We start from the raw sequence: 24,173 nt of genomic DNA, 5'->3' as shown, positions 1-24,173 counted from the left end.
GGGGCCGGTAGCACATCTGACGATTGGGCCCGTTGCCTCCATTCATGAGCGGCGCCGTTTGATCAGCAGCAACGTTCCGGCAGCGACGATGATGGTGCTGACGAAGAGGAGGCCGCTGCTATCAACGCCGGTCTTAGACAAGCCTGAGCGTGGCGCAGTTGTCTTGCCGGTGTTGTCAGAGTCCTTACCAGCCGTGCTGCCGTCCTTCCCGGTGCTGCCTGCACTGCCCTTGTCTTTACCGTCATCCTTGGGTGCGGGAACGCCCGGAACCTTCGGGTCTGAAGGCCCTGGCCCCTGCGCCTTGTGGAAGGTCCACACGGGGGTGAAGGGCAGGGCGTAGATGAGGCTGACATCCTTGAGGGCAAAGAGTGCCGCCCCATTTCCGCTGCCAGCCCCGCTTGCCTGAGCGTTCACGGTCAGATGCTGGGCGATCTCCTCAAGGGTGTAGCACTCTTTCTTCCATCCTTCGAAGCGCCAGCTTCCGCCGGTGACAGCAACCTCGTTCTTCAAGGGGGCGGGTGCGCACACCTTGTTGTCCGCGATAAGTAGGGATGCCTCGGTGGAGTGCATCTTTTGCACTGCTTCTGGTAGGTCCTCCGGGAAGGAGAACTTTGCACTGAACTCACGCAAATGGTAGGTCCATGTGCCGGTGACGGTGAGGTCACCAACAATGGTTTCCTTCTTCACGTTCCAGCCGTTGAAACGCCACTCGCCCTCAATGCTCGCCCAGGAGGTTGCGCTGGGGGCAGCCGGTTCGAGCACGGTACCGTAAGCCAGGGTTTGCGCTGCGGGGAGCAGGGCAGTGACCTCGTCGGGCAAAGGCTTATCGCTGGTGGAGGTGAAGGCGTAGGTCACGGTGTGCATTGCCCGCTCCAGGCTCCACTTTCCAACGAAGGCCACCTGCTCGCTGGCGTTTTCGACTCTTTCGGGCGTCCACCCTTGGAAGGTCCAGGTGCCTGCCGGGGTGGTCAGCGTGTTTTGCGAGGGCGCAGGTGCGGTGACAGTGTCACCTTCGGTGTACTCTTCGCCCGTTGGCAGCAGGGCGAGGATCTCTGCGGGGAGAGTAGCGCCTTCGGTGGCGGACTCGAAGGTGAAGGTAGGCGTGAACTTCTGCTTTGTCTGGTACGTCCAGGTGCCTACTACCTCCATGTCTTCGCTGATCGAAGGGATGCTCGCTGGCTCCCATCCGCTAAATACCCAGGCGCCTTCACCTTCTTCAATGCGCGCAGGTTCAGGCAGGGGCAGTGTCACCTCACTGCCGTGCGGGACAGTGAGCAACTCTGGCAGTGTCCCGATCACCGAATCGGGCAGCTCCTTGTCAGGATCGGCCGAGCGGTAGTCAAAGAGCACATCATGGGTCTTAGTCGTCAGCACCCACGTACCGGTGTATGTGTGAGTGGGACCAACCGGCCAGGAAATGCGGGGATTATCCCAGCCTTTAAAGCGCCACAGGCCTGCGGGTGTCTCGACCTCGTTTTGGATCATGGTTGTTGGCGAGATGAAGGACACCGGCGCCTTCTTGGTGAACGAGGGCGGCAACAGGGCCGTCACTTCTGCCGGGAGTTCACTGCCATCTGATGAGACGAAAGCGAAGTTCACGGTGACGTCAGTATCTCGATGGTAGGCCCACTCGCCGACAATCTCGACATTGCTTTGCAGATCCTCAATGCGTTCAGTCTTCCATCCCTTAAAACGCCATGTCTTGTTGTTGAAGAAGTCGCGGAACACCTCTGAGTTGAGCTTGGGGGGCGTTACTGAACTACCACGGGGGTATTCCTTGGCGTTGGGCAGGAAGTATTTGAGCTGGAATGGTTCCTCGTGGTCAGGTGTGGCGTTGATGAAGCGATAGGTCACCTCGTAGGTCAACGGCCCGTGGGTCCAGGTTCCGACAAAGACCACCGGTGATGTGTCAGTGCCTTGAGAGTTCTTATTCCAGCCGGTAAAGGTCCACTGTCCATCTGCCAGGCGAACAACCCTCTGTTGCGGATCGGTGGGGAAAACTTCCTTCAGGCCTGGGATTACCTGTCGGCTGGCAGGCAACTGAGCCATGACCTCTGGGGGAAGGTCGGATTGATCTGCGGCGACGAATTGATGTTCAACGGTGACCGCATTTTGTGTGGCGTCCACGCCTCCCAGAGAAATCTTTGAGATTGTGCCATCATTGCTGAAGCTATCTGCGTAGTAGGCCTTGTCGGCAGCCTCGATCATGACGGGCACGATACTGTGAGCCGGGACGTCAAACCCTGCAAGACCATCAACAAATTCACCCATTGTTGCGATACGGCTCTTTCCGCCGACCGTGACCTTCACATTTTCACTGCGCGACACGCTGCCCTGCAGGGCCACTGCCATGTTCATCGTCTCGCTACCGGGGTTCTTCGCGTAAGCGATCAGTTGCGAAACGGCGCCTCGCTTTGGACTATTGACCTCGGTTATCGCATTACGCGGCACTGTCTCCATCGTCCCCTTCACCAGCGTGGTTGCAGTGTTGGGGGCATAGACAGGAGCGCCCGTCGTTTCAACCTTAATGATCGGCAGGGCAGGATCGGGAGCGTCAGCGGGCAGAGTAATGATCAGGTCATTGTTCTCCACACGGTATTCAAGGGCCTGCGGCGAGGCTGCCGTGGCGTCATCAACGCTGACGGATGCAACATTGGTTCCCGCGCCAGGCAAGCGCAGGGTGCGATCCTCCGGCCAACGTGTCACACCAAGGTATACAGCGTTTCCGTTGATCACGGTGTACCCCCAAGTTTGCTGAGGGTAGCGGGTGGGAACTGCTCCGTGGATCACATGGGGGTGGCGCGTATTCCAGGCGCCGATTCCTTCAAGGATCTTGGATTCGAATGGGTCGAACTCGCCGGTACCGCGTGGACCAACGTTGAGCAGGTACTGTCCGCCATTGGCAACGGTGGTGAACAGGTTTTCAACCTCATGCTTGGTTTGCTTTGCCACGCCTTCGGGGTGTTTGCGAATAGCCTCTTCCTCCGGCCATGTGCAGTATCCCCAGCAGTCGGGGAAGGTCGAACGGATTGACTCCCACGGATTCATCGTCAGATTGGTGACCAGGCTGTTGTCGCCGCCAACTTCAAAGTCGCCCTTGTCATTCCATACGCGGGAATTGACCAGGGTATTCGGGGAGAACTCGCGCACCCACTGGGCCATTTGCGCTGATTGTTCAGGGGTGGGGTTACCCATGTCGAACCATAGTTCTGGCACCTGTCCATACTTGCCCGACAGCAGTTCCTTGAGCTGATCATGGATGAGGGTCATCATCTCCGCATCAAGGGTGTTGCGGTTGCGCCAGGGATCTGGTGTTTGTTTAGTCCAGTCGATAATGGAGAAATAGAAGGCGAGTTTAATGCCCATGCCGTTACAGGCATCAGCAAGTTCCTTCATCGGGTCGCGCTGGCCAGGCGCTTTTTCGTAAAAGTCGTAGTGTGTGGTGGCGGTGTCCCACATGGCGAAGCCGTCATGATGTTTTGAGGTGACCAGCAGGTACTTCATGCCAGCGTCTTTGGCCTGTTGGCACCATTGCTGGGCACTGAAGTTGGGGATGGTCATTTCTGATGCGGCTTTGAGGTAGTCCTCGTCGGGGATGCCCATATTGTTTCGGTCAATACCCCAGGCTTTGATCTGTTCGGGGTAGCCCAGCCATTGCTTTTGACCTTTGTAATATCCAGCGAAGGTGGAGTACACACCCCAGTGGATAAACAAGCCGAAGCGCAGGTCTTGCCATGCCCTAATGCGAGGGTTGTCACTGAGGGACATTGCCGCTGGAACAGCCGTAATTTCGGGGGTTCCTGGTTGTGGTTGTGGTTGCGGATCAGCATGTGCTGCTGTGATGCCACCCAGGGTGAGGGCGACTGACAGGGCTATCCCTGCCATCCTTCTTAAACTCATCGGCGAGCCTTCCAGGTGATGCCGCCAGCCTCGTTGCGACGGCTTTTTAACATTAACAAGGCAGATTTATTTTTTCTAGGACTTTAGAGATAAAAGCGCACCATAACGCCCTACTCTCACGACTTTCTTCCCCTCCCCCCTCTTCCTTCGAGACGGAGGAGGAACTATCCATCCACCAAACTTGAGTCGATGTGACTCAAGTTCCACTCTTTCCACTTGCACCTCTCCGCCCCACACACTAACCTTGAGTCCATCACACTCAATCTTGATCGTGGTTGCACACCACCTGCGACACCTCGCAGAGCAACCCCCACGAAAGGACACCACACTTATGGCACGTGCAGTCGGTATCGACCTCGGCACCACCAACTCCGCAATTGCCGTCCTCGAAGGCGGCGAACCCACCATCATTGCCAACGCTGAAGGCCTGCGCACCACCCCCTCGGTGGTCGCCTTCTCCAAGACCGGTGAAGTCCTGGTCGGCGAAATCGCCAAGCGCCAGGCTGTCACCAACGTTGACCGCACCATCTCCTCCGTCAAGCGCCACATGGGCACCGACTGGACCACCTCCATTGACGACAAGACCTACACCGCGCAAGAAATCTCCGCCCGCATCCTGGGCAAGCTCAAGCGCGACGCCGAACAGTACCTTGGCGAGCCCGTCACCGATGCTGTCATCACCGTCCCGGCCTACTTCAACGACGCTGAGCGTCAGGCCACCAAGGACGCTGGCCAGATCGCCGGCCTGAACGTCCAGCGCATCGTCAACGAGCCCACCGCCGCAGCCCTGGCCTACGGCCTCGAAAAGGGCCAGGAAGACGAACTCATCCTCGTCTTCGACCTCGGCGGCGGCACCTTCGACGTCTCCCTGCTGGAAATCGGCAAGGATGACGAGGACGGCTTCGCTACCATCCAGGTGCGCGCGACCGCCGGCGATAACCGCCTGGGTGGCGACGACTGGGATCAGCGCATCGTTGAATGGCTGATCCAGCAGGTCAAGACCAAGACCGGCGCTGACCTGTCCAAGGACCCTGTTGCCCTGCAGCGCCTGAAGGAAGCCGCTGAGCAGGCCAAGAAGGAACTCTCCTCGGCCACCAGCACCAATATCTCCCTGCAGTACCTGTCGATGACCGCCGATGGCCCCATCCACCTTGATGAGACCCTCACCCGCGCCAAGTTTGAAGAGATGACCTCTGACCTGCTTGAGCGCACCAAGGCTCCCTTCCACACCGTCATCCGAGACGCTGGCATCCAGGTGTCCGACATTGACCACGTTGTCCTCGTGGGTGGCTCCACCCGTATGCCCGCCGTCAGCGACGTCGTCAAGGAACTGACCGGTGGCCGCGAGCCCAACAAGGGTGTCAACCCTGACGAGGTCGTCGCCGTGGGCGCAGCCCTGCAGGCAGGCGTCATTCAGGGCGATCGCAAGGATGTCCTCCTCATTGACGTCACCCCCTTGTCCCTGGGTATCGAAACCAAGGGCGGCTTCATGACCAAGCTCATTGAGCGCAACACCGCTATTCCGAAGAAGGCCTCTGAGGTCTTCTCCACCGCTGAGGACGGCCAGCCTTCCGTGCTGATCCAGGTCTACCAGGGTGAGCGCGAGTTCGCTCGTGACAACAAGCTTCTTGGTACCTTCGAGCTCGGCGGCATTGCCCCCGCTCCTCGCGGCGTGCCTCAGATTGAGGTCACCTTCGACATTGACGCCAACGGCATTGTGCACGTCTCGGCTAAGGACCGCGGCACCGGTAAGGAACAGTCTGTGACCATCACCGGCGGATCGGCCCTGTCCAAGGACGACATTGATCGCATGGTCAAGGAAGCTGAAGAGCACGCCGCTGAAGACAAGGCTCGCCGTGAAGAGGCTGAGCTGCGCAACATGGCCGAGCAGAGCGTGTACTCCATGGAGAAGCTCCTCAAGGAAAACGAGGACAAGATCTCTGAGGAAACCCGCGCCGCCGTTCAGGCTGACGTTGATGCCGTCAAGGCAGCCTTGGAAGGCACCGACAGCGCAGCCGTCAAGACCGCGCTGGATGCCCTCAACGAGTCGGGCATGAAGATCGGCCAGGAAATCTACGCCGCTCAGCAGGCTGAAGAGGCCGCAGGCGCTACCGGCAGCGAGCAGAGCGCTCCCGCTGATGATGACGTCATTGACGCTGAGATCGTAGACGAGGACGACAAGAAGTGAGCCTCGCGCACTAGCGCGCAGCACACCTCGTGAAAGTTCCTTTCACACCCGGCGGCCGAGGCGACACCGCCTCGGCCGCCCCTCACACTATTCAATCCTTCCTTCGGAGGACGCCATGAGTGGCACCACTAATACCTCAGACGAACGCGACGACCTTCCTACCGCCGAAGACTGGGCTAATATCAACTTCTTCGGAGCCACCGCATGCTCCCTGCCCGGTAGTGCAGAAGACGACGAGGACTGACCTCATCATCACCTGTCACCAATAGTTTTGGAGAAACCGTGGATCGCACCACCCCCACCCCTGATTCCTTCGACGACGCACACTCGCCCCAGGCGCAGCCCGGCAGTGACGACACCTCCCACACTGAGGGCACCTTCACTCACGAGGCTCCCGCCTCAGCCGAAGGCTCCCTCGCCTCCGAGGACACTTCCGCCGCAGAGACTCCCGCCCAGGGGGATAACCTCGACGGCCTCGATAATCTTGACGGGCTGGACGATCCTTTGGCTGACTCTGAGCTGGCCGCCGCCCTTGACCGCATTGCCACCTTGGAGGATCAACTGGCCCGCGCCAACGCTGACCACTACAACCTCAACCAGGAGTACGGCAACTACGTGCGTCGCACGAAGGAGGCTATCCCCGGCTATAAGGAAAGCGGCCACGTTGAGGTTCTTGAAGCCCTCATCGGCGTGCTTGATGACATTGATGCTGCCCGTCAGGCGGGCGACCTCGTTGAGGGCCCCTTCGCTGCCATCGCCACCAAACTTGAGGACACGCTCACCACTCGTTTTGGCTTGACCCGCTACGGCGCAGCCGGTGAGGACTTCGATCCCGCGCTGCATGAGGCGCTGATGGCTCGCCCTAACCCCGAGGTTGACCATCCGGTGATTGGCCAGCTCCTCCAGCCTGGTTACACGATGGGTGAGCGCGTCTTGCGCGTTGCCAAGGTATTGGTTGATAACCCCGAATGATGCATCCCTGCATGAAACACCACACCACAATGAAAGGCGGTGATCGGCCGTGAGCGGACAAGACTGGTTCGAAAAAGACTTCTACAAGGTATTGGGCGTTGATAAGGACGCCGACACTGCCGCGATTAAGAAGGCCTACCGCAAGCTCGCCCGCAAGTACCACCCTGACCAAAATCAGGGCGATCCCAAAGCTGAGGAACGCTTCAAGCAGATTAGCGAGGCCTACTCGGTACTCTCAGACGCTGAGCAGCGCAAACAATACGACGCTATCCGCGCTATGGCCGGGGGCGGCGCTCGTTTCTCGGCTGGTTCTGGCGGGTTCGAGGACCTCTTTGGAGGCATGTTTGCCGGCAGCGGCGGGGGCGGCACGCAGTTTTCTGCCGCGGGCTTTGAGGATATTCTTTCGGGCCTCTTCGGAGGGGGCCGAGGCGCTGGCGCCCGTAGCGCCGGGCCACAAGGAGGCCCTTCTCCCTTTGGTGCTCAAGGGCCTTTCGGCGGCGCGTCACATGAGGGTACCTTTGGTGGCGGCCCCTTTACTGGAGGGGCTTTCAATGGGCAAAACTTCGCTGGCGATCCGCGTTTCTCCTCGGCTCCTCGCCCCACGAAGGGTGCGGATTTGAAGGCCTCGGCCTCCCTCACTTTCCGTCAAGCCCTCAAAGGCACGGAGATTCGCCTGACCGTTGGTGGTTCCACGGTCACGGCGCGCGTTCCTGCTGGCGTGAAAGATGGGCAAAAGATCCGTCTGGCCGGTAAGGGACGCCCGGGAACACATGGTGGCGCTGCCGGTGACCTGGTGGTCACTGTCAATGTTGCCCCGCACCCCGTGTTCCGCCGTGATGGTGACAACCTGCGCATGACTCTGCCTGTGACCATTGCCGAGGCTACCTTGGGCGGCGCCCTTGAGGTGCCGCTGCTGGATGGGTCCACGGTGACGGTGAAGGTCCCCGCAGGGACTTCCTCGGGTGCTGTTTTGCGCGTGCGCGGCAAGGGTGTCACAACAGCGAAGGTGACGGGCGATCTGCTGGTTGAGCTTCAGATGGTTGCCCCGTCGTCGCTATCTGGCGAGGCACAAGAGGCTTTGCGAGCTTACGCTGAAGCCACCGCTGATTTCGAGCCGCGTGCAGGTCTGAGCGATTCCATCGCGCAGGGATAAGAGAACAGACCTTAGGGAAAGGGGGTTCATATGGTGACCAGCGCACAGGGAGTGAATCCATCGGGCGAATCCCGCCGCCCGACGGGGGCTGCTCGCGCCCAGGCGACCTTCGTCATTTCTGTGGCGGCCGAGCTGGCCGGTATGCACCCCCAGACCCTGCGCCAGTATGACCGGCTGGGTCTGGTGATCCCTGCTCGCACGAAGGGCAGGGGACGGCGCTACACGCAGCGTGACATTCAGCGTCTGCGCGACGTGCAGCGTATGTCCCAGGATGAGGGCATTAACCTTGCGGGCATCCAACGCATCCTTGACTTGGAACGCCAGGTGGAGCGTTTGGAGGAAGAACGTGACCTTCTGCGCGCCCGCCTTGAGGAGATTGATGCCCGCGCGAACCGCGTGTTTACGGCCACCCCCACCGGTGAGGTTCACCAATTCCAACGAGGCCAACGCGTGCCTCGTTCTGCTGCCGCCGCTGTCTCTCGGACGGCCCCCGCTGACCCCAATGCTGCGCCCGTCGTTGTGTGGCGTCCCTGGCCGCAGGGTGCTCAGGGGGCGCCGCGTCCGCGTGTGAGGGCGGTCATTGAATCGCCTCGTGGGAGCGTTCGGGTGATCGAGGGCGAAATCTCCCGTACCGTAATTCCATGACATCTTCTCGATCGTCGGCTTCTGCCCGGGCTGCCGCTGCGGCTTCACCTGCTCTCCCCGCCCGTTCTCGTCTTGCTCTTGCTGCTGGTAAAGCGGCGGCGGGGGCCTCGCGCGTATTGGGGCGAGGCTCCGGTGGCATGATCGGCGGCGTCATTGCCGCCCGCATCTCGCCCTCCATCCTGGCTGATTTGGCGCGCAACACGCGCTGCGTCATTGTCACGGGCACGAATGGTAAATCCACGACCACCCGCATGGTGCGCACGGCCTTGGCTGCCGAACCGCCCTCGTGTTCCACTGCGGGAGCGCCAGATGTAGCCGCTGTGAACGCTGCGGTGGCCTCGAATACGAATGGCGACAATCTGCCGTCCGGTGTGACGGCGGCGCTGATGGCTCAACCCAACGCCCCTTTTGCGGCCCTTGAGGTTGACGAGATGCATGTGCCTGCGGTGGCCGCCCAGGTGCGGCCGGCGGCTTTTGTTCTGCTGAATCTTTCGCGCGACCAGTTGGATCGCGTGGGCGAGATCGGCGCGGTCGAACAGCGACTTCGTCAGGCCGTGGCAGAAAATCCCGATGCCGTGGTGGTGGCCAACTGTGACGATCCGCTGATTGTTTCTGCAGCTATGGATGCGCCCAAGGTCGTGTGGGTGTCCACCGGTGGGCGCTGGAACTCTGATTCAGTGTCCTTCCCACGAGGCGGCCGCGTGGTGCGCGACGCTGACCAAAACAGCACGCCGGGCGGCGCGGATTCTGTTGGCGGTACTGCTTCTGCCGGTAGCGCTGCTTCTGCTGTCGGCGCCTCGTCCTGGCATGTCGTCAACGACGAGGGCGACATTATTGTGACCCGCCCCGAACCGGCGTGGTGGTGCGAAAACATTAACGCTGAGGGTTCGACTGCCCGTGCCACCTTGCGTGGCCCCTTCGGCGTTGAGCTGCCCCTCGACCTATCTCTGCCTGGCCAGGTGAACCTGGGCAATGCTGCCCAGGCTGTGGCGGCTGCAGTTGCTCTGGGGATTCACCCCGAGGATGCCGTCGCTGCTGTCAGCACCGTCTCTGAGGTAGCTGGACGCTACTCCACCCACAGTGTTGATGGGCGCGAAATCCGCATTATGTTGGCCAAGAATCCCGCAGGCTGGCAAGAGTCCATGGCCATGTGCGACCCGGCAGCCCAGCAGGTCGTCATCGGCGTTAACGGCCAGATTCCCGACGGACAGGACCTGTCCTGGCTGTGGGATGTTGATTTCTCTGCCCTGCGAGGCCGCTCCCGCGTGGTGGCCTGCGGTGAACGCGGCGCTGACCTGGCCGTCCGACTGCAATACGCAGGTATTGACTGCCAGGTCGCACCCCTACCGATGGATGCGCTGGCTCTGTGTGAGCCTGGCCAGGTGGAAATGCTGCTGAATTACACCTCGCTGCGTGACTTTAAGAAAATCCTTGATGCCAGGGAGGCACAGGCATGACCCACGCTGAATCCGCACAGGTACCACACACCTCCTCATCGGAATCCACCCTACGCATCGGCGTTATCCTGCCCGAAGTACTTGGCACCTACGGGGATACTGGTAACGCGGTCGTCCTGGCAGAGCGCGCCCGCAGGCGAGGCATTGCCGCCGAAATCATCCACATTGGTATTGATGACGCTGTTCCTGACTCATTGGATATCTACACCATGGGTGGTGGGGAAGATATTGCTCAGGAAATCGCGGCATCTAAGCTGCGCAATGACTCCGGCCTCGTGCGCGCTTTGAACGCGGGACGCCCACTGCTGGCTATCTGCGCTTCCTTGCAGGTATTGGGCCACTGGTATGAGGATGCTCGCGGCCAGCAGGTTTCGGGCCTGGGATTGCTTGACGCCACGACTCGCCCTCAGGGAGCACGCTCCATCGGAGAACTCGTCTGCGAGCCCGCCCTGGAGGGGCTAACAGAGCTTTTAACCGGCTTTGAAAACCACGGCGGAGGCACAACTCTGGGGCCTGATGCTCGCCCTTTGGGGCGCGTGCGCTTCGGTAATGGCAATACAACCCTTGATATCGAGGGTGCCACGCAAGAAGGTGCCGTGCAGGGGTCGATTATTGCCACCTACATGCATGGCCCTGTGCTGGCACGCAACCCGCAACTTGCTGACCTGTTGCTGGCCCGCGCCATGGGTGTCGAGTTGGCTGCGCTTGCACCGGTGGAAATTCCCGGCGTGAAGCAGTTACGAGCCGAACGCCTAGCCGTCGCACGTTCCTGAGCATTCTCCAATGTGGGAGTTCCATCCTGATACTCCATCCCATGCGTCACCCTGGGGCTGAGGCGAGCTCGTTGGGAGTGGATGGCACTTTCTGCCCGTCAATCGTGGGAGCTTTCCGCACACTTCCACAAGAAAGTTGAAAAGGTGCGCCTGGGTTGCTTTCGCTATGCTGTGCCATAGACCTGTCTGGAAGGAGACATGATGACCACCCCTGACAACCCTATGGAAGAGCCTCGTTACGGACGCCGCAGTGACGAGTGGACCCCTGAATCCTCTGGCACCAACGTCCCCTCAGCCGATGCGCCTGCTGGCACCCCCTGGCCTCAGTACGGTCAGCTCTCTGACCAGGCATCTGCCTCCCCCCAGTCTCAACCCAACCCCTACGGCACGCCTTCAGGGGATCCCGGTGCTACTGGTGCTACTGGTGGCCAGCCCTACGGGATGCCTGGAACTGTGCCCGGTGCCGCACCTGGCGCCCCCTACGGCGCTCAGCCTGCACCCGCCCTTCCTGGTCGCGGCCGCGGTATCGCCCTGCTCATCGGCGGCCTGGTCACTATGCTTCTCGTTGCACCCGCAGTATTTTTTGGCGTTCTGCTTGGGGGAATGAATCTTGGTGAACTCGCCAACAGCGCCACCCCCGTCCAATCAGGACAGACCGTCACCGTCACTGAAAGTGGCAGCTACACGGTGATTGGAAACAGCGGCGACGTCTACGGCTGCTCCTTGATCGACGCGAATGGCACCAGCCACGACATGATCTTCCAGGCATCAACCTCCCCCACCTTCTGGGCTCAGGATCTCGCTCCCGGCAGCTACACCCTAGAGTGCGCCACTGAAGGGAACGCTCAACTCATGGGCATGAGCGGCCTGAGCATCGATTCAGCAACATCAGCCACGCTTTCTGCTTTGGGCTGGAGTGCGCTGGTGGGCTTCGTTGGTCTGGGTCTGACCATCTGGGGCATCGTTGCCATCATCCGCATCAACCGTCAGCGTCGCGAAATTCAGCGCACCTACGGCATCTACTGAATCTTCAGGCCAGCCTGCAAGAGTTGCCTTTCTTAGGATTGCCGCTGGTCTGAACCAGTCGCTATAAGAAGAACAGCCTCCTATGAGAACAGTGCATCGGCACTGCTCTCATGGGAGGCTTTTCTGCACCTTGTGCGCGTTCTCCTGCGTCGTGTGCTTGCTCGCCTGAACCTCGTAAAACGGCAACCACATCCTCGTAGAATGGCAACATCAACCTCGTAAAACGGCAACCTCACCCTCGTAGAATGGCGACGACATCCTCGTAAAACGGCAAAACCTCCTGGCATTGTTCTTTACACCGGCGCAGAGATCATGCCTTTTGGTGAGAGCCTCTGGGCTATGCCGATCAATATGCTGTGGGAGGCTCGCTAGTTACCTGCCTGCTGTGCAGCCTGGGCAATGCGCATGAAGTTTCGGATGAGAAGACCCGCTTGGTGGGTGCCAGGCCCATTGCGTCCGATGAGCACCAGGGAGTCAAAGTCACCGCCAGTCCCATAGCCTGCATCCTCGTAAGCGGAAAGGCGAATGCGGATGGCATCAGAGTCAATTTCAGGGTTGAACTGCGTGGCGTAGAAGTTTTCACCCATGCGCATCGCCTGCACAGGGCAGGTCAGTGATTTCGCGAGGAGAACCGCCCCTTCAGGCATGCGTTCAACGGCCTCGCGATGGTGAACGTATGTGGGAAACTCTCGCGGGAACCCGTCTAAAAGAGGATCGTTCATGCCTTCTTCGGTGAGCATGATGTCAACCATTTGCGGGTCCTCAGCCCAAGCTCTGCTGACCAGGCCACCACGCAGCACGGTTGCAACCTCCGTGCCGTATCCGGTGGTCAGACAGGGAGTGCGGGCGGCAACAATATCGGTGAAAAGGTGCGCAAGCTCAGCCTCCGTGCGTTTTTGCGTGGCCGATTTCTTGTCATCAGGTGTGGTTGTTCCGTAGGGGGATCCTGCCACGATGATGCCCGTGTAGGCGTTGACGTCAATATCAGGTAGACCCAGCATGTCGAGCCTGACTTGTTCAAGGCTGTTTTCGTCCAGGCCGGTGACGCGTTGGAAACAGGCGTATTCCGCTTCGACCGCTTCATCCTCTGGGCGGGTTGAGACAAGAAGAAAAGGCAACATAGACCAAGCCTAGGCAAAGAAATAGAAAAGGCTTGTCGTATTCGGCGGATTGAGATGGAACTTCACGCTTTTCTTCCACGCAGAGCGCACGGACACCAGTATCTAGGGGTCAAAAGTCCCACAGTTTGGCCCCTCTCATAGAGAGTCCGGCAAGATGCCCGCCCATGCCGCCCACACGAAGAGCCACCACAAGAAGCTCAGCGCCGAAATAACCAGGGCTGCCACAGACTGGCGCCGCCCCACACCGTAATTGAGATGAGCATGAATCACGCCCCACACCCCGGCCCCAACGCTGGCAACCAAAGCGAAGGGAAAGAAAACAGCAATCACTGAAATCCACAGCGCAAATTGGCTCGGCCTATTGGTAGGAGTCGGCGGAAAGTTGTAGCCAGGCCCTGCAAAAACTCGCGCCGGATCAGCAGTAAAGCCCTCTTCAAAAGCCACAGCAGGTGCGTTTTTCTGAATCTGCTGCCCAAGATGCGCGCCTTCGGCGAAACGATCCTGCACACCCGCCCCGGCCGAATCAGCCGTCACTGATGCTGCAGAAACGGCTGCCCCAGAGGTTCCCTGGAATACTGGCGCCCCAGGCTGAGCGTAGGGCATCTCTTCGGCAGGTAGGGGGCTTCCCGGGGAGGGCGAGGTCATGCGGGGCGAAGTCATACTGCAAGCATGGCACACCCTTCGCCAATCTGTGCCACAGCATGACTGCAGACCGCGAAGAGCAACACCAACACCAATCCACCGCCGCTAAGGAAACACTAGAAGACATGGCGGACAACGAAGGTGATTCGCACCACCTCCTCGCGTGATGGACACGCTACCGTCACTTCCTTCCGTGCGGGTAGTCTGGGATTCCGACCGGTTCAACGGCCCTACCGCCAACTCAACTGATCGGAGTAGACCGCATATGAGCGGCAAATCTGCAGCTTTCCTTAACTGGCAGCTTCACGGTGACGGCACCAGCATCGCCCCCGGCGAAGTCGTTGCCCCCAACGAACGCCTCTCGTGGCCGCGCACTGTCGGCATTGGCGCCCAACACGTTATCGCCATGTTCGGCGCCACCTTCCTGGTGCCCCTCCTGACGGGATTCCCTCCCTCAACCACGCTGTTCTTCTCAGCCATCGGCACCTTCTTGTTCTTCCTCATCACCGGTGGCCGACTGCCGTCCTACCTCGGCTCATCTTTTGCTCTCATTGCTCCGATCACCGCCGTGAGCGCTTCCCTTGGCATGTCCTATGCGCAGGGCGGCATCATTGCCACCGGCCTGACGCTCGCGCTGGTGGGCTTGGTCATCCACTTCGCCGGTGTTCGCTGGATTGATGTTTTGATGCCCCCGGTTGTTACCGGCGCTATTGTGGCTCTCATCGGCCTCAACCTGGCGCCTGCCGCCTGGAACAATGTCAAGGGCGGCCCGCTGACTGCCGTTATCACCATTGCTTCGATCTGCCTGATCACTGTTCTTTTCAAGGGCATTATCGGCCGCCTGTCAATCCTTTTCGGTGTCCTCATTGGGTATGTTGCTGCCGTCCTTCAGCAAGAGGTTGACTTCACCCCCGTGAAGAATGCTGCTTGGGTGGGCCTGCCTGAGTTCCACGCCCCAGCCTTCGATGTGTCGACGCTAGGCTTGTTCATCCCTGTGGTGTTCGTGCTCGTTGCGGAAAACGTTGGCCACGTCAAGTCTGTTGCCGCAATGACCGGCGAAAACCTTGACGATGTGACCGGCCGTGCCCTGCTGGCCGACGGCCTGGCCACCGCTCTTGCCGGTGGCGGTGGCGGCTCAGGCACCACCACCTACGCTGAGAATATTGGCGTCATGGCGGCGACCCGCGTCTACTCAACTGCCGCATACGTTGTGGCCGCCGGCTTTGCCTTCGCACTGTCCCTCATGCCGAAGTTTGGCGCCCTGATCGCCACTATTCCCGCGGGCGTTCTGGGCGGCGCCGGCACTGTTCTCTACGGCATGATTGGCATGCTGGGCGTGCGCATCTGGGTGCAAAACCGTGTCGATTTCTCTGATCCGGTCAACCTCAATACCGCTGCGATTTCCTTGATCGTCGCCATTGCGAACTTCACCTGGGTCCCCGGTGGCCTAACCTTTGAAGGTATCGCCCTTGGCACCGCAGCCGCCCTGATCATCTACCACACCATGCGGTGGATTTCGAAGGCACGCGGCACCACCCTTGAAGCAGCAACGCCTGCCTCGGCACCTTCAGGAACTGAGCTTGAAAGCGAGCCTTACGCATCGCGCCATAAGGCTGCTCGCTGAGTTCACCCACTAAGCGGGCAGCGTTCGCGCCGCAGTCAAGCTGATCGTGAAGGTCACGCACATGGCTGTATAACTTCATCAAGCCCCCAGGCACATGCACCGTTTTGACGGAGCGGACTGCCTGGGGGCTTTTGTTGGGACATCCGACATACCCGTCACCAATACTGACCGGGCCTATATTTTTCAACACATCACACAATCTGGAATTACTGATTATTGCTGATTGATAGTGCCTCTATTTGAGCAACTTCTTGCATTTATCCTGGCTTTTCCTCTAGTCTCATAAGTGCTGAAAAGACCTGACTTCCAGCACGTAGGCGACTGAGCATCAAAGTTGACCACTCGCCAGAATTTTAGAACCAGGAGACAAAGATGCCCCCGACACAGAGAAGTGTCCTCAGAGCAGTCGGCATAAGCGCGACAAGTTCACTACTTGCCGCATCCCTTATCCCGGCCGCCTACGCTGACCCCACCCCGCCACCGCCCTCGCTCACGGCGATTGATCAATCCACCATGAGCGTCCTGCGCGCCAAGTCCGAAGAACTCGTCGGAGAAGGCACCAACGGGCGAAAAGAACTCATCCTTGATGGTGACCCCGCCACCTACTGGCACAGCAAGTGGCATCCCCAAAAAGACACCCCACCCCACCACCTCGATATCAAACTCGCAGATGAGCCGATCAAGCTCGCCCGCGTTCAGCTCACCCCGCGCCAAAGCTCCTCCGGCTCAGGCCGTGCGAACGCATGGGAGCTGTTGACCTCAACTGACGAAAACTGCGCCGACAACACCTTCACGCAGCAAAAGACCGGCACTTTCCCCGGCGAAGTCGCTGACTATGCCACCATTCGCACCATCGATCTCAACCCCAGCGTTGAGGCTCGTTGTGTCCGCTTCGTCCAAACCTCGTCCTGGGGCGGTCAGCTCGGTGACGATCCTGTCTCTCCCAGTGAAGAGGTCGCCTCCCTCGCCGAGTTCAACGCTTTTGCAGGCGAGTGGCCAGCAGCCCCCGGCCCTGACACTCCCCCAGGCCCGCCAGCACCTGCCGATCCCCCAATCCCTGAAGAAAAAATCCTCACCCTCACCGATGGCACCCTCAGTGTGAGGATGCATAAGGACTTCCCTCAGGTTATTGACTGGCAACTTGGCGGACACACAACCCGCGGCAACACCGGCAACGCCCTGACCTCCATCACCATTGACGAGGTCGCCCGCCCCGTCACCGTCACGCCAGCAGACAACGCGACCAACACTCGGGCCTCGTGGAACATCGCAGTGGATGGCACGAACATCTCTTTCACGGCGGTTGCCACCGTAAACGATGGGACGTGGCGGCTTGAACTCACCGACCTGAACGATCCCGACGCCAGTGTTCATCGGATCGTCATTCCCGGCCTGAATCTCGTCACCCTGGATGCCAAGGACGCGCACGCCACGGTTGCCACCACAGTGCTGTCGGTAAACAGAAACCGCAGCGGCGACACTATCGAACCAGTGTCATCCCTGCCCTCTGGCACCTATGCGTCCTTCCTCACCGTCCCCTCAAGTGCGGCCATGTCCTTTGGTATGGACTCCAATGCCATCGAGGACAATACAACCTCCTATCGGGGCAGCAACAGGGGCTCCAACGCCAAGTGGCTGCGCGTCACGACCGGAACAGGAGACGCCAAATCCACCGCTATCACGCCAGGAAACTTCGTCTGGCGCGGGTCAAGCGCCACCACCATCGGTTATGACGCCAACCCCTACATCGCGGTCCGACCCACCCTCGACGCCAACAACGACAGCACTATCGACTGGCAAGATGGCGCTATCGCCTTGCGCACCCTACGCCCAGCGATCAACGGCAGCGACGACGTTCCCAATACGGTGATTACTCGAATCCCCTTCAATATCGTCTCTCAAGCCACCCACCCCTTCCTGCGAACCCTGGACGATACCAAGCGCATCGCCCTCGCAACCGATAATCTGCGCCAGCAGGTCATGCTCAAGGGCTACCAGGCAGAAGGGCACGACTCCGCCCACCCCGACTACGCCGACCACTACAACGAACGCGCCGGCGGCCTCAAGGACCTGAAGATCCTCGCTGAGGAAGCAGCCCAGTGGAACGCAGTCATGGGTGTTCACGTCAACGCCACCGAGTCCTACTCAGAAAGCAAGAACTTCTCAGAAGAACTCCTGCGGATGCCGCCGCAAGCTGCGTGGGGATGGATGAACCAGTCCTACTACATTGACGGCCCCAAGGATCTGGGAACCGGCGCTGTGCTCAAGCGCTTCCAAGACTTCCGCGATGAAGCCCCCGAAAACCTCAAGTGGCTCTACATTGATGTCTATTACCCTAACGGGTGGGAGCCTGCACGCCTGGGCGCAGAACTTCAAAAGCAGGGTTGGGTTGTCGGCACTGAATGGGCCGATAAGTTCCCTGAAATCAGCATCTGGTCGCACTGGGCGAATGACGAGCATTACGGTGGCCAGGAGAATAAGGGCATCAACTCCCAGATCTTCCGCTTTGTGGAAAACACGCGCCGCGACGTTTTCAACCCCCACCCGATCTTGTCCAACGCGAACTCAGTGGAGTTTGAAGGCTGGACCGGACACGTTAATTACGCGCCATTTATCCGCAACGTCTGGGAACGTAACCTTCCAACGAAGTTCCTCCAGCAGTCCGACATCATGAAGTGGGAGCCCAACTCGATCACCTTCAAAAACGGCACTGTGGCGACCTCGCCCTTGACGCGCATCGACGGCGTCACGATCCCCACCAACCGTGTCATCACTTTCGATGGAGCCACCGTCTACGAGGGCGGACGCTACCTCCTTCCCTGGAAGGATGGCGGCCAGGATCGCCTCTACCACTGGAACCCCGAAGGAGGATCTTCCACGTGGACGCTGACGGACTCGTGGAAGACTCAAACCAGTGTGACCCTTTTTGAACTCACCGACCAGGGCCGCAGGGAAGTCACCCAACTTCCCGTTTCCGGCGGGCAGGTCACCATTGAGGCAGAGGCGAACACAGCCTACGTGCTCTACCCCTCAACGAGCGTCCCCGCAGCGAAGGAACCCCAGTGGGGGCAGGGCTCACACATTGTTGACCCCGGCTTCTTCTCGGGCACCCTTGATGCCTACCGCACCACCGGCGACGTTTCCATCGAAACGAGTGACCGAGTGAATCTGCAGGCTCTGCTGGGAGCGGGCCCGGCCTCGTTGGAGCAAGATCTTGCGGGAGGTAACCTCCCAGCGGGCACCTACAACGCCTCGGCCTGGGTGGAGATCGCTCCGGCAACCCAGCGTGCCGTGTCACTGAGCGTGTCTGGCGAGGGCGTCACGGCCACCACCTTGCAGCCCACTGTCAATGGTGTGCCGACCACCACGATCTCCAACAGTTTCGCTCCGAATGCGACGGCCTCGGATGAGAAGCGCAACACCTACTTCCAGCGTGTGCGCGTCACCTTCACCACCACCGGCGGACAGGCAACCTTCAAGATTGCCGCAGGTGAGGGCGATAGCCCGGTGCGGGTTGACGACCTGCGGCTCGTGTCCTTCACCGAACCGACCCTGCCTGCAGGTGCCGATGCCTCGCGCGTTGTGGCTTTCGAGGACTTTGAGCATCCAGATAGCGGCTACTGGCCGTTCGTCACTGGCATTGCGAATCGTGGGGGCGACGCCCGCACGCAGCTTGCTGAGCGTCACGCTCCCTACTCTCAAGCCGGCTGGTGGGGTAAGGACTCCACTGGCGCTGTGGTAGAGGGCTTCAAGCTTGTTGACAACGTCCTTGATGGACAGTGGTCTTTGCAGGCTCACGAGGAAAACTCCGGCCTGATTCTGCGCACGACTCCCGCGAGCGTGCCCTTCGCAGCAGGGCATGACTATCGAGTGTCGATGCGCTATCAGAATGGCCTTCCTGATACCTACCGTTTCGTTGCCGCCTTCGATTCGGTCCGCGAGTCCACGCTTCACACCACAAGGCTGTCAGACTTCGTCTTCCCCTCAACAGCAAACACCGATGTCCGCCCAGTGACCGGCACAACGAAGGAGTTTTCCACGACACTCTCTGTTGGTTCGTGCGGCTCCTACTGGTTCGGTATCGAAAAGATTGGCGCTGGTCACCAGGCTGACCTGACCGTGGATAATATCCTGGTTGAAGACCTTGGCCCATCGGCGGTTTCTCCCGCCTGTGCTGATCTGACGGTGGAACCTGAAAGCCAACTCGTTGCAGGTCAAGGCGCTATTGTTCAGACACGACTGTCTTCGGCTGAAACCGCTGAGGCACAGGCTGTCACCCACTCTTTGGCAGCGCCCGATGGGTGGATTGTTGTGCCTCTGGAACGCGCTGCTTCCACAATGGATGCGCTCGGTCAGAGCACCCAAAGGTGGGTGGTGACACCTCCAAAGGATGCTGCAGGCACATTCAATGTCACCGCGACAGCTACCTATTCCCTGGGAGGCTCTGCCCGCCAGGTCACTGCAAACGCCCAACTGAGCGTGCTGCAAACAACGATGGTGAACGGAAAGAATTATCTGTCTGACCTGCCCTTCGTGGGCACCCCCAGTAATGGGTGGGGACCCGTTGAGCGCGACGTGGCCAATGGTGAGACAAACCAGGGTGACGGACCAGCTATCAGCATTGACGGCACCGAATACGCCAAGGGCTTAGGCACCCACGCCGACGCGCGGATCGAATTTGATCTGGGCGGTAAGTGCACGGCCTTCCATGCGATTGTTGGCGTGGATGACGCTCAAACCTCGCGCGGTTCTGTTCGCTTCACGGTCACGGACGGCAACGGGAACATCCTTGTCCCACGTACCGAGGTTCTGCGTCACGACAGCCCCGCACTGCCTCTTGACGCGGACATTACCGGCGTTGAACGCCTGGTGCTCCTTGTCGACAACGGCGGGGATAACGCTGGCAACGACTGGGCTTCCTGGGCAGACGCTCAGGTTCAGTGCACGGTGGAGTCCACGGACTCGACAGCTTCCATGAGTGCCAATCCCTCTGAGGTCAAGCCCGGCGACGAGGTTACCGTGTCTGTCGCAGGCTTCAACGGTGGCGATCAGGCGCAGCCGATCTCTGTACGCGACGCGGTCAGCGCCGTAGAACTTGCCTCCATCACGCCCAATGCCTCGGGCGAAGGAAGCGCTACGGTGGTTGTTCCTGCGGATACGCCTGCGGGCACATGGACGCTTGGCGCTATTCAACAGGGGCCGGATTTTTGGACGAGTGCGACGGTGTCGCTGAAGGTTCACACCCCGACACCCACGCCTCCTCCGTCGCTCACCCCAACGCCCAGTGTGGCAGTGGACAAGATGACGGTTGCTCAAGGGGCCTCACTGACGATCATGGGTAAGGGCTTCACTCCGGGTAAGGAGGTGCGTGCCGAGCTTCATTCCGATCCGATTCTCATTGGGAAAACACCAGCCAACGCCTCTGGCGAGGTGACCTTCACCTTCGCTATTCCCGCATCGGTTCCGGCGGGTTCGCACACCGTGAAACTCATTCAGGATGATCCGAAGTTGAGCGCAGAGACTGCCATCACGGTGGTGTCCGCTGGACAACCCGAAGAGCCGGCACCGCAGCCACAGGGCCCGGCAGACTCTGATGGCGCGAAGGACCAGAACGGCTCCAAGGGCCAGAATGGTTCGAAGGGCACAGACACGGACACGTCGAAGCCTGGAACCCGCCCTGCTGACAAGGCCTCCTTGGCGTGGACAGGTTCAACAGCCATGTGGCTCCTTGGCGTGAGCCTGACATTGGCTCTCCTTGCTGGAGTTGCCTTGCGGACACGTCAACGCAGCTAGAGCACATGAACGTGTGGCCCTCAACCTGGGCATCATCCCAGGTTGAGGGCCATACTCATAGGAAGGTTCACATCAACCAAGTCTCCCGATATGTTTGTGACGGTTGAGAAGTAGCCCACGCGGGTGGGCACGCGAAGACGACAGTGGAGCGCGCGTTGTTCTACTCCCTTCTCCCAAGATCGATACACGTCAAGCGCGCCGCAGACGCTTTGTTCATGAAGATTCCCTAGCGGAATCACCTAACATCCCGCTTCCTCCCTCACAGGTACCGGCAGCCAAGTCAATGGTGAACGGTGTAGGGTTCCAATCGGCATCTGCCACTCCCCACACGCGTGAGGCATCATGTCCATCCACGCGCACACTGTCCACGGCCACGCGAGGGGAGCACCAGCGCACGCCGCCCTCGTCAATCGCGATAATCTCTCCTTCCGTGACGAGCAGTAGCACGCTCGCGCGAGTCAAAGGCAGTACGGACACGACGTTTCCGTGAGCCTCATGCACCTCCTGGAAGGAGCTCGGTACTCGCGTGTCACCAAGAAAGGGAGTCCCACGGGCGACGATGCACGCACGCCAAGGGTGGGGCGTTGCGTACAGGCCGCTGCGCACCTTGAGGCCGGGTTTTGGCGAGTGCACCCCGAGGACATACGAGATCTTCCCTGTTTCGATCCGTAGCGAGTCGAGGAAGGCTCCGTATTCGGTACCGCATTCCACGTCGCAGCCACGCGGGGGAAGATCAACCCGCTCAATCTTGTAGGACGAGGCGAACGGTGCCTCCAGTTCCATCGTGTTCCTCCTTTTAGCGTCGCCCCAGCGTCGGGTAGGAAAAGGTGATCCTGGCACGCAAGATCAACCACCGGACCTGTCCAGAGATCTCGACCCACCAACACTACTCAGAGAAGCCAACAACCGTTCCACACTCCCATCTGTGAAGAGCCGCCAGACAGGATGAGTCGCTTTAGCGATTCACGTTTGCATAATCCCAACTGGAGGATCACACTAAACCGCCGCCCGATCGAGGTAGTTGGAGTTTCCAACACGAGAAAAACATCTCCTCTGGAACCACGAAAGCACTACAACGTCCACCAGTAAACGTCTGAGCCATATTATCCGAAAGAAGAGGCATCTCAGCTGTCGCAGTTACCCGAACCAACACGGTAATTACGCTGAAGGCTTCCTCAGCGAAGCTTTCGGCGATTCTTTTCTTCCCACCACACGGCTGGAACCTAAAGCATCGCTATCCCAGCCGCCAACCCACGAAACACCTGGAAGCGACACAACCCAGCCTTCCCAATCCCCCCTGTCCGCAACAACGCGTATCCACCCATCGGTAAAAGCAAGATGAAGCCAACCCCGACCACCCTCGACTGCGACCAAATGCTGCCCCACAAAGCGGTGCAAACGGTCAGTTAGAACCGCTGGGTCCAGATCATCCCATATACATTCACCGGCACACTGCCCAACAAAATGACCCCAGATCGCCAGGGTTACCTCCCCGGCCCTCATATTGGGAATCGTGTCAGAGACGAGCACAAACTCCTCCACCAACACAGGTAAAGCCCACTCTAGACTCTGACGAACATCAACAGGCATTGCAAAGTCCTTTGTTCACTTGTTTTCACTCCAATTCGACATAAGCCCGTAAAGTAAAAGTCGCCTGAAACCTCGTCTTTGTTGTCACGACTGTCAACGCGCATCAAGCCGCAGCGAAAAGATCTCTGTCCTACTCACCAGAAGGTGGCTGGACTCGCTTCCGCTTCTGGTATCTGCGGAAAGCAGTGAAACACTCATTCCCCAACTCACTCAACCCCCGCCCCAAGGTCGCGCTCGCATCAACTCCCTGCGCGAACTCACGCAAACGCATGACAACATCAGGATCAACTTCATCGTCTTGAGCCATCAACTCAATCCCGTCCAGCAGGGGCGTGTTCTCATAATCCCATAGATTCCACTCCCACTCAGGCATCTCATAGTAGCGGCCGATCTTGGCGATCAACTCCTGATCTTCACGCGAGGGAAGCACATCAGCATCCCCAAAGCTATTAAGCAATAACTCGAACGCAAGATAATCCTCACCGGCCCGGTAATCCACTTCCATGAATTCCACAACCTGTTGACCACCATAGAACCGATCACTATACCGACGAGCCATGTCGATCATGCCGTAGGTGAAATGATCGGTATCAGCAGCACCAAAACAACTCCGCCACCAGCCTTTCAAATGGCCAAACATGCTTCCCCCCCCTGTTTCCGATTTGATTAGTCGTCAATATGAGTAGTTGCCAAAGCAAACTCATTGCGCACAGCAAGCGCACCGGGCCCCAGGGGTGGACGCTGAGTGAGATAGCCCGTAATTACTCCTTCACCAAGCGGTTCAGTGACAACACGGAAATGCAAACCATGGCGTTCGACATCGACTGCATACCTCATCGGTTTCATGCTCTTGTAGTGTGTCGCCCCGGGTTTACCACCTTGTTGCACCCAGTTCAGAGTCGGATCGTTCGCAATTTCGCTGATCTCATGCATAATCTTGTCATCGCTCCACCTAAGAGGAAAAGGCGTCTTTCCTTGCATACCTACTTCTACGGGGGGCTGTGCAGGCCAGTGATGCCCTCCACTTCTTGGGCTATCGCCAAACAGAATGTGTCGAGTACGCGCCTCGCTGGCAGTGTTGGTGTAACGGCCAAAGCCCATGCCCTTGTCGGAAAGCTGCTTGATCCCCGGAATCTGGCGCAACTGTCCACCGACTTTCCACAATACTTTTTGCCCGATGGGGGTCTTCGCTGCCCATTGGAGGCCTTTCCCAACACCGTAACCGAAAGCGCCACCACCTAAACCAAAGAGGGTGTCTTTACCGACTTGGCCCCAATCAATGGGATACC

17 protein-coding genes are annotated in these 24,173 nt (G+C 59.3%); 10 read left to right on the top strand and 7 right to left on the bottom strand.

Going from position 1 to position 24,173, the window contains the following annotated elements; genetic code table 11:
* Nucleotides 1–42: 42 nt before the first annotated feature.
* A complete protein-coding gene (locus tag EII11_RS07275) occupies nt 43–3,885 on the bottom strand; it encodes an alpha-L-fucosidase (RefSeq protein WP_165867098.1) in 3,843 nt (1,280 codons plus the stop codon).
* A gap of 346 nt (nt 3,886–4,231) precedes the next feature.
* On the opposite strand from EII11_RS07275, the gene dnaK reads away from it, so the two are divergent.
* The 8 genes from dnaK to EII11_RS07240 all read left to right on the top strand — a co-directional run bounded on the left by dnaK (nt 4,232) and on the right by EII11_RS07240 (nt 12,114).
* Nucleotides 4,232–6,088 carry a molecular chaperone DnaK gene (gene dnaK / locus EII11_RS07270; RefSeq protein WP_124870838.1) on the top strand — a complete coding sequence of 619 codons (1,857 nt, stop codon included), beginning with the start codon at nt 4,232–4,234 and terminating at the stop codon, nt 6,086–6,088.
* Nucleotides 6,089–6,203: 115 nt separating this feature from the next.
* Nucleotides 6,204–6,332, top strand: coding sequence for a hypothetical protein (locus tag EII11_RS10910; protein ID WP_276310958.1), 129 nt, complete (start codon nt 6,204–6,206; stop codon nt 6,330–6,332).
* A 38-nt stretch (nt 6,333–6,370) separates the two neighbouring features.
* On the top strand, nt 6,371–7,060 hold the full coding sequence (locus EII11_RS07265) for a nucleotide exchange factor GrpE (protein WP_124870835.1): 690 nt from the start codon (nt 6,371–6,373) through the stop codon (nt 7,058–7,060).
* A gap of 49 nt (nt 7,061–7,109) precedes the next feature.
* The gene (locus tag EII11_RS07260; RefSeq protein WP_124870832.1) at nt 7,110–8,213 is read left to right on the top strand and encodes a DnaJ C-terminal domain-containing protein; all 1,104 of its coding nucleotides are present in this window, start codon (nt 7,110–7,112) and stop codon (nt 8,211–8,213) included.
* A 141-nt stretch (nt 8,214–8,354) separates the two neighbouring features.
* Nucleotides 8,355–8,858 (top strand): heat shock protein transcriptional repressor HspR, encoded by a 504-nt coding sequence (locus EII11_RS07255; RefSeq protein WP_240623100.1) that lies wholly within the window; start codon nt 8,355–8,357, stop codon nt 8,856–8,858.
* Nucleotides 8,855–10,315 carry a Mur ligase family protein gene (locus tag EII11_RS07250; RefSeq protein ID WP_205649266.1) on the top strand — a complete coding sequence of 487 codons (1,461 nt, stop codon included), beginning with the start codon at nt 8,855–8,857 and terminating at the stop codon, nt 10,313–10,315. The genes EII11_RS07255 and EII11_RS07250 overlap by 4 nt, the downstream gene beginning before the upstream one ends.
* Complete coding sequence (locus tag EII11_RS07245) at nt 10,312–11,088, top strand: type 1 glutamine amidotransferase (RefSeq protein ID WP_124870826.1); 777 nt, start codon at nt 10,312–10,314, stop codon at nt 11,086–11,088. Before EII11_RS07250 ends, EII11_RS07245 begins: the two co-directional genes overlap by 4 nt.
* A 198-nt stretch (nt 11,089–11,286) precedes the next feature.
* Nucleotides 11,287–12,114 (top strand): hypothetical protein, encoded by an 828-nt coding sequence (locus EII11_RS07240; protein ID WP_124870823.1) that lies wholly within the window; start codon nt 11,287–11,289, stop codon nt 12,112–12,114.
* Nucleotides 12,115–12,482: 368 nt separating this feature from the next.
* Here the strand turns inward: EII11_RS07240 and EII11_RS07235 are convergent, their stop codons facing one another.
* Together EII11_RS07235 and EII11_RS07230 are read right to left on the bottom strand one after the other, a co-directional pair.
* A complete protein-coding gene (locus EII11_RS07235) occupies nt 12,483–13,235 on the bottom strand; it encodes a glutamine amidotransferase-related protein (RefSeq protein WP_124870820.1) in 753 nt (250 codons plus the stop codon).
* A 135-nt stretch (nt 13,236–13,370) separates the two neighbouring features.
* The gene (locus EII11_RS07230) at nt 13,371–13,895 is read right to left on the bottom strand and encodes a hypothetical protein (RefSeq protein ID WP_124870817.1); all 525 of its coding nucleotides are present in this window, start codon (nt 13,893–13,895) and stop codon (nt 13,371–13,373) included.
* Nucleotides 13,896–14,142: 247 nt separating this feature from the next.
* Between EII11_RS07230 and EII11_RS07225 the strand changes: the two genes are divergently transcribed.
* On the top strand, nt 14,143–15,501 hold the full coding sequence (locus EII11_RS07225) for a uracil-xanthine permease family protein (protein WP_124870814.1): 1,359 nt from the start codon (nt 14,143–14,145) through the stop codon (nt 15,499–15,501).
* A 372-nt stretch (nt 15,502–15,873) separates the two neighbouring features.
* Nucleotides 15,874–21,294 carry an endo-alpha-N-acetylgalactosaminidase family protein gene (locus EII11_RS07220; protein ID WP_124870810.1) on the top strand — a complete coding sequence of 1,807 codons (5,421 nt, stop codon included), beginning with the start codon at nt 15,874–15,876 and terminating at the stop codon, nt 21,292–21,294.
* A 213-nt stretch (nt 21,295–21,507) separates the two neighbouring features.
* Here the strand turns inward: EII11_RS07220 and EII11_RS07215 are convergent, their stop codons facing one another.
* The 4 genes from EII11_RS07215 to EII11_RS07200 all read right to left on the bottom strand — a co-directional run.
* Complete coding sequence (locus tag EII11_RS07215; RefSeq protein WP_124870807.1) at nt 21,508–22,077, bottom strand: hypothetical protein; 570 nt, start codon at nt 22,075–22,077, stop codon at nt 21,508–21,510.
* 375 nt (nt 22,078–22,452) lie between these two features.
* Complete coding sequence (locus tag EII11_RS07210) at nt 22,453–22,884, bottom strand: hypothetical protein (RefSeq protein ID WP_205649265.1); 432 nt, start codon at nt 22,882–22,884, stop codon at nt 22,453–22,455.
* 130 nt (nt 22,885–23,014) lie between these two features.
* Nucleotides 23,015–23,524 carry a hypothetical protein gene (locus EII11_RS07205; RefSeq protein ID WP_124870804.1) on the bottom strand — a complete coding sequence of 170 codons (510 nt, stop codon included), beginning with the start codon at nt 23,522–23,524 and terminating at the stop codon, nt 23,015–23,017.
* Nucleotides 23,525–23,550: 26 nt separating this feature from the next.
* The coding region (locus EII11_RS07200; RefSeq protein WP_165867097.1) for an EndoU domain-containing protein at nt 23,551–24,173 on the bottom strand (623 nt) is incomplete at its 5' end.

The sequence above is a fragment of the Schaalia canis genome (assembly GCF_003858455.1).
GTDB lineage: Bacteria > Actinomycetota > Actinomycetes > Actinomycetales > Actinomycetaceae > Pauljensenia > Pauljensenia canis.
This window is presented reverse-complemented; position numbering and strand designations above follow the sequence as displayed.